At 68.8% G+C, this 4,437-nt stretch carries 5 protein-coding genes; 4 read left to right on the top strand and 1 reads right to left on the bottom strand.

What is annotated here, in order from left to right; genetic code table 11:
- The coding region (locus ACH107_RS30415) for a histone deacetylase family protein (RefSeq protein ID WP_412509435.1) at positions 1 to 953 on the bottom strand (953 nt) is incomplete at its 3' end.
- 273 nt (positions 954 to 1,226) lie between these two features.
- Here ACH107_RS30415 and rsfS point away from each other — a divergent pair.
- The 4 genes from rsfS to ACH107_RS30395 form a co-directional block, all read left to right on the top strand.
- Complete coding sequence (gene rsfS / locus ACH107_RS30410; RefSeq protein ID WP_412509434.1) at positions 1,227 to 1,595, top strand: ribosome silencing factor; 369 nt, start codon at positions 1,227 to 1,229, stop codon at positions 1,593 to 1,595.
- Entirely contained in the window at positions 1,596 to 2,066 is a 471-nt protein-coding gene (gene rlmH, locus ACH107_RS30405; RefSeq protein ID WP_412509433.1) for a 23S rRNA (pseudouridine(1915)-N(3))-methyltransferase RlmH, read from the top strand.
- A 94-nt stretch (positions 2,067 to 2,160) separates the two neighbouring features.
- On the top strand, positions 2,161 to 3,678 hold the full coding sequence (gene gpmI, locus ACH107_RS30400) for a 2,3-bisphosphoglycerate-independent phosphoglycerate mutase (protein WP_412509432.1): 1,518 nt from the start codon (positions 2,161 to 2,163) through the stop codon (positions 3,676 to 3,678).
- Positions 3,675 to 4,437 (top strand): murein hydrolase activator EnvC family protein (locus ACH107_RS30395; protein WP_412509431.1); only part of this gene is annotated, 763 nt, incomplete at its 3' end. The genes gpmI and ACH107_RS30395, both read left to right, overlap by 4 nt.

Below are 4,437 nucleotides of genomic sequence, written 5' to 3'. Positions count from 1 at the left end.
TCCTCGATGTTGGCGCTCGTGATGCCGTATTCCCCGGCGGCGATCAGCGCGTCCACATGCGCCGCCGCGCTGCGGGCCAGCGCGTCAAGGTCGTATCCCCCTTCAAGGCAGGATACCAGCCGCCCGCCGCAGTGCCGCGCGGCCAGCGCACACAACGCCTCCGTCACCCAGACGAAATCCGCCTCCTGCAGTTCCAGCCCGGCCAGCGGATCGTCGCGGTGCGCGTCGAACCCAGCCGACACGATCAGCAATTCCGGCGCGAAAGCGTCCAAAGCCGGCAACACCTGCGCCGCGTAGGCCGCGCGGAACGCCGCACCGTCCGTGCCCGGCGCCAGCGGCAGGTTCAGCACGTTGTCATGGCCGCCGCGCTCCTCCGCCGCGCCCGTACCGGGCCAGAGCGGCATCTGGTGCGACGACACGAACAGGGCCCGCGCCTCCGACCACAGCAGGTCCTGCGTGCCGTTGCCGTGATGGACGTCGAAATCCACCACCGCCACCCGGCTGAGCGCGTGGCGTTCCAGCGCGTGTTTCGCCGCCAGCGCCGCGTTGCCGAACAGGCAGAAGCCCATGGGCGTCTGCGTTTCGGCATGGTGGCCGGGCGGGCGCGTCGCAACGAAGGCATTGGCCGCCTCGCCCGCCAACACCATGTCGACGGCACTCAGCGCGCCCCCGGCACCACGCCGTGCCGCCGCCACCGAGCCGGGCGACATCCACGTGTCGCTGTCGAGCTGCGCAAGATCATGCTCCGGCGCGGCGGCCGTGATACGGTCGATATAGGCCTGCGGATGGGCAAGGCGCAGATCCGCGTCCTCGGCCAGCGGCGCATCGATCCGGGTCAGCGCCTTGCCATCGAGCGCCGACAGCACGTGGCGAAGCCGCGCGACCTGCTCGGGATGTCCCGGCGGGGTGATGTGGTTCAGGCAATCGGGATGGGTCAGTAGCGCGGTCGTCATCTCTCGTCCTCCGGATGTTTGCCCGACAAAATCGTGATCCCGCACCGATGTCCAGAGGCCGCAAGGCGGCACAGGGCACATGCAAACTGGCGCAAATACCGCAGGAAACCGCCAAACCGCATCGGCGCGGCGCGGCTTCATTGAATTGTCACCTCCCGGTTGCTACCTTTCGGGCACGAGAGGCGCCGGATGTGCCGGCGTGAACAAAAGGAGGACCATGTCCTGTCTGGTACGACCGACGCGGCAAGTGCCGCTGACACGGGGACGCCTGTGATGGCGCCCGCCATGGACGCGACGAGCGACACGCAACTCGCGCGCATCCTTGAATCCCTTTCCGACGACAAGGCCGAGGATGTCGTGCAGATCGACCTGCGCGACAAATCCCCGATGGGGGATTACATGATCATCTGTTCGGGCCGGTCGGCACGGCAGGTGACGGCCATCGCCGAAAAGCTCGCCGACAAGCTCAAGCAGGAGCTCGGGATCCTCGCCAAGATCGAGGGCAAGGAAACCGGCGACTGGGTGCTCATCGACACGGGCGACGTGATCGTCCATGTCTTCCGCCCCGAGGTGCGCGACTTCTACCAGCTCGAAAAGATGTGGCTTCCCGCCGAGAAGCAGGCGGCAAGTTCGCGGGCCTGAATGCGCGTCCATATCTGCGCGGTGGGCCGGATGCGCGCCGGCCCCGAACGCGACCTGATTGACGACTACCTTGCCCGGTTCGACCGCGCGGGCCGTGCCTTGGGCCTCGGCCCCGCCAAGCTCCACGAGGTCGAGGACCGCAAGCGCGGCGGCATGGCCGCCGAGGCACCGCTGCTGGCGCGCAACATCCCCAAGGGCGCCGTCACTGTCGCGCTCGACGAGCGGGGCAAAACGCTCTCCTCACCCGATTTCTCCGACAGGATCGCCGACTGGCGCGATACCGGTCGCGCCGACTTGGCGATCCTGATCGGCGGGGCGGACGGGCTGGCGCCCGAGTTGCGCCGCGACGCGGATTTCTGCCTGTCGTTAGGGCCGATGGTCTGGCCGCACATGCTGGCGCGTGTGATGCTGGCCGAACAGCTCTACCGTGCAGCCTCGATCCTGGCGGGCACGCCCTATCACAGGGCATGACGACACGTTCTGCCGCGACCGGCAACGGGCGCGAAAAACGGTTCACCCCGGTCGCCTGAGACGCTAGAAGGCCCCCATGCAGACAGGAGCGATCATGCACACCCCGAAACCCGTCGTCTTGTGCATCCTCGATGGCTGGGGCCTCCGCGGGGAAACCGAGGGCAACGCCCCGGCGCTGGCCCATACCCCCAATTTCGACCGGCTGATGGCCACCTGCCCGCACAGCACGCTGATCACGCACGGCCCCGATGTGGGTCTGCCAAGCGGCCAGATGGGCAATTCCGAAGTCGGCCACACGAATATCGGGGCGGGCCGCGTGGTGGCGATGGACCTGGGGCAGATCGACCTCGCGATCGAGGACGGCAGCTTCTTTACCCTGTCCGCCCTGACCCGTTTCATCGACCGCCTGCTGGAAACGGGCGGCACGGCGCACCTGATGGGGCTGGTGTCGGATGGCGGGGTTCACGGGCACATCACGCATATCCGGGCCGCCGTGCAGGCCATCGCCGGGGCCGGCGTGCCGGTGGTGCTGCACGCGGTCACCGACGGGCGCGACGTGCCGCCGAAATCCGCGCTCACCTATATCGAACAGATGGAATCGGCCCTGCCCGAGGGCGTGCGCATCGGCACGGTCTCGGGGCGTTACTTCGCGATGGATCGCGACAACCGCTGGAACCGGGTGCGCGAAGCCTACGAGGCGATGGTGCTGGGCCGAGGCCCGGTCGCGGCCAGCCCGCGCATCGCGATCTCCAACGCCTATGCCCGGTCCGAAACGGACGAGTTCATCGCCCCCACCGTGATCGGCGACTATGCCGGCGCGCGGGATGGCGACGGCTTTTTCTGCCTCAATTTCCGGGCCGACCGCGCACGCGAGATCCTCTGTGCCGTGGCCGAGCCCGATTTCGACGCCTTCCCGCCGGGCCCGCGCCCGGACTGGGCCGCAATCCTTGGCATGGTCGAATATTCCGAGGTGCACAACGGCTGGATGGACACGGTATTCCCCGCGCGCGAGATCGTGAACACGCTGGGCGCGTGGATCGCCAAGCAGGGGCTTGCCCAGTTCCACCTCGCCGAGACCGAAAAGTACCCGCACGTGACCTTTTTCCTCAACGGCGGCAAGGAAGAGCCCGAAACGGGCGAGGATCGCTACATGGCCGCCTCGCCCGACGTGGCCACCTACGACCTTCAGCCCGAAATGTCGGCCGAGGAGGTAACATCGCATTTCGTCTCGGCCATCCACGAAGGGTACGACCTGATCGTGGTCAACTACGCCAATCCCGACATGGTCGGCCATACCGGTGACCTGGAGGCGGCCAAGGCCGCCTGTGCCGCGGTGGACGAAGGGCTGGGCCGCGTGTTGCAGGCATTGCAGGACGTGGACGGCACGATGATCGTGACCGCCGACCACGGGAATTGCGAAACCATGATCGACCCCGAAACCGGCGGGCCGCACACCGCGCACACGCTGAACCCGGTGCCGGTGATCCTTGTCGACGGCCCCGAGAACGCGCGGCTGCATCCCGGCCGGCTGGCCGACATCGCGCCGACGCTGCTGGCGCTGATGAACCTGCCGCAGCCACCCGAGATGACGGGGCAGAGCCTGCTGGAATGAAGCTGGCGGCGGTGCTCATATGCCTGCTGGCGCCGATGCTGGCCCATGCCCAGCCGGACCCGGGCGACGCCGCCCGCACCGCGGCCGAACGGCTGTCACGTGCCACCCGGGCGCTGGAGGACGCGCAGGACGCGCGCAACAGGGTCAGGGCGCTGACCGAAACCATCCGCGCCTTCGAGGACGGGCTTGAAGCCATGCGCGAGGGCCTGCGCCGCGCCGCCATTCGCGAAAAGGCGCTCACACAGGAGCTCGCCGCCCGCGAAGACGAGATCGCCCGCCTGCTGGGCGCGTTGCAAACGATCGGCACGGCCCCGTCCCCGGTCCTGCTGCTGCACCCCTCGGGCCCCGTCGGCACGGCGCGGTCCGGCATGATCCTTGCCGACGTGACCCCTGCCCTGAACACCCGCGTCGACGCCCTGCGCGCCAAGCTGGAGGAGGTCAGCGTGCTGCGCACGCTGCAGCAGACCGCCGCCGACAAGCTGCGCGAGGGCCTCCGCGGCGTGCAGCGGGCGCGCGCCACGCTCAGCCAGGCCATCGCGGACCGCACCGACCTGCCCCGCCGCTTCACCGAGGACCCGGTCAGGACGGCGCTGCTCATCGCCTCGACCGAAACGCTCGCCGGGTTCGCCAGCGGGCTCAGCAACATCGCGCTGAACGAGGCGCCGGGCAGCCTGCCCGGCATCGGCGGCCCCAAGGGCGCCCTGCCCCTGCCGGTTCAGGGGCGCATCCTGCGACTGCGTGAGTCCCGACCCGAGGATC

This window comes from Roseovarius halophilus (ex Wu et al. 2025) (assembly GCF_047086965.1).
The sequence above is the reverse complement of the archived record's forward strand: the minus strand, read 5'-3'. Positions and strand labels throughout refer to the sequence as shown.

What these genes read in the sequence shown, in the direction of transcription:
- rsfS (WP_412509434.1), top strand. Translation starts at nt 1,227, where the DNA reads ATGGCGCCCGCCATGGACGCGACGAGCGACACGCAACTCGCGCGCATC.
- rlmH (WP_412509433.1), top strand. Translation starts at nt 1,596, where the DNA reads ATGCGCGTCCATATCTGCGCGGTGGGCCGGATGCGCGCCGGCCCCGAA.
- gpmI (WP_412509432.1), top strand. Translation starts at nt 2,161, where the DNA reads ATGCACACCCCGAAACCCGTCGTCTTGTGCATCCTCGATGGCTGGGGC.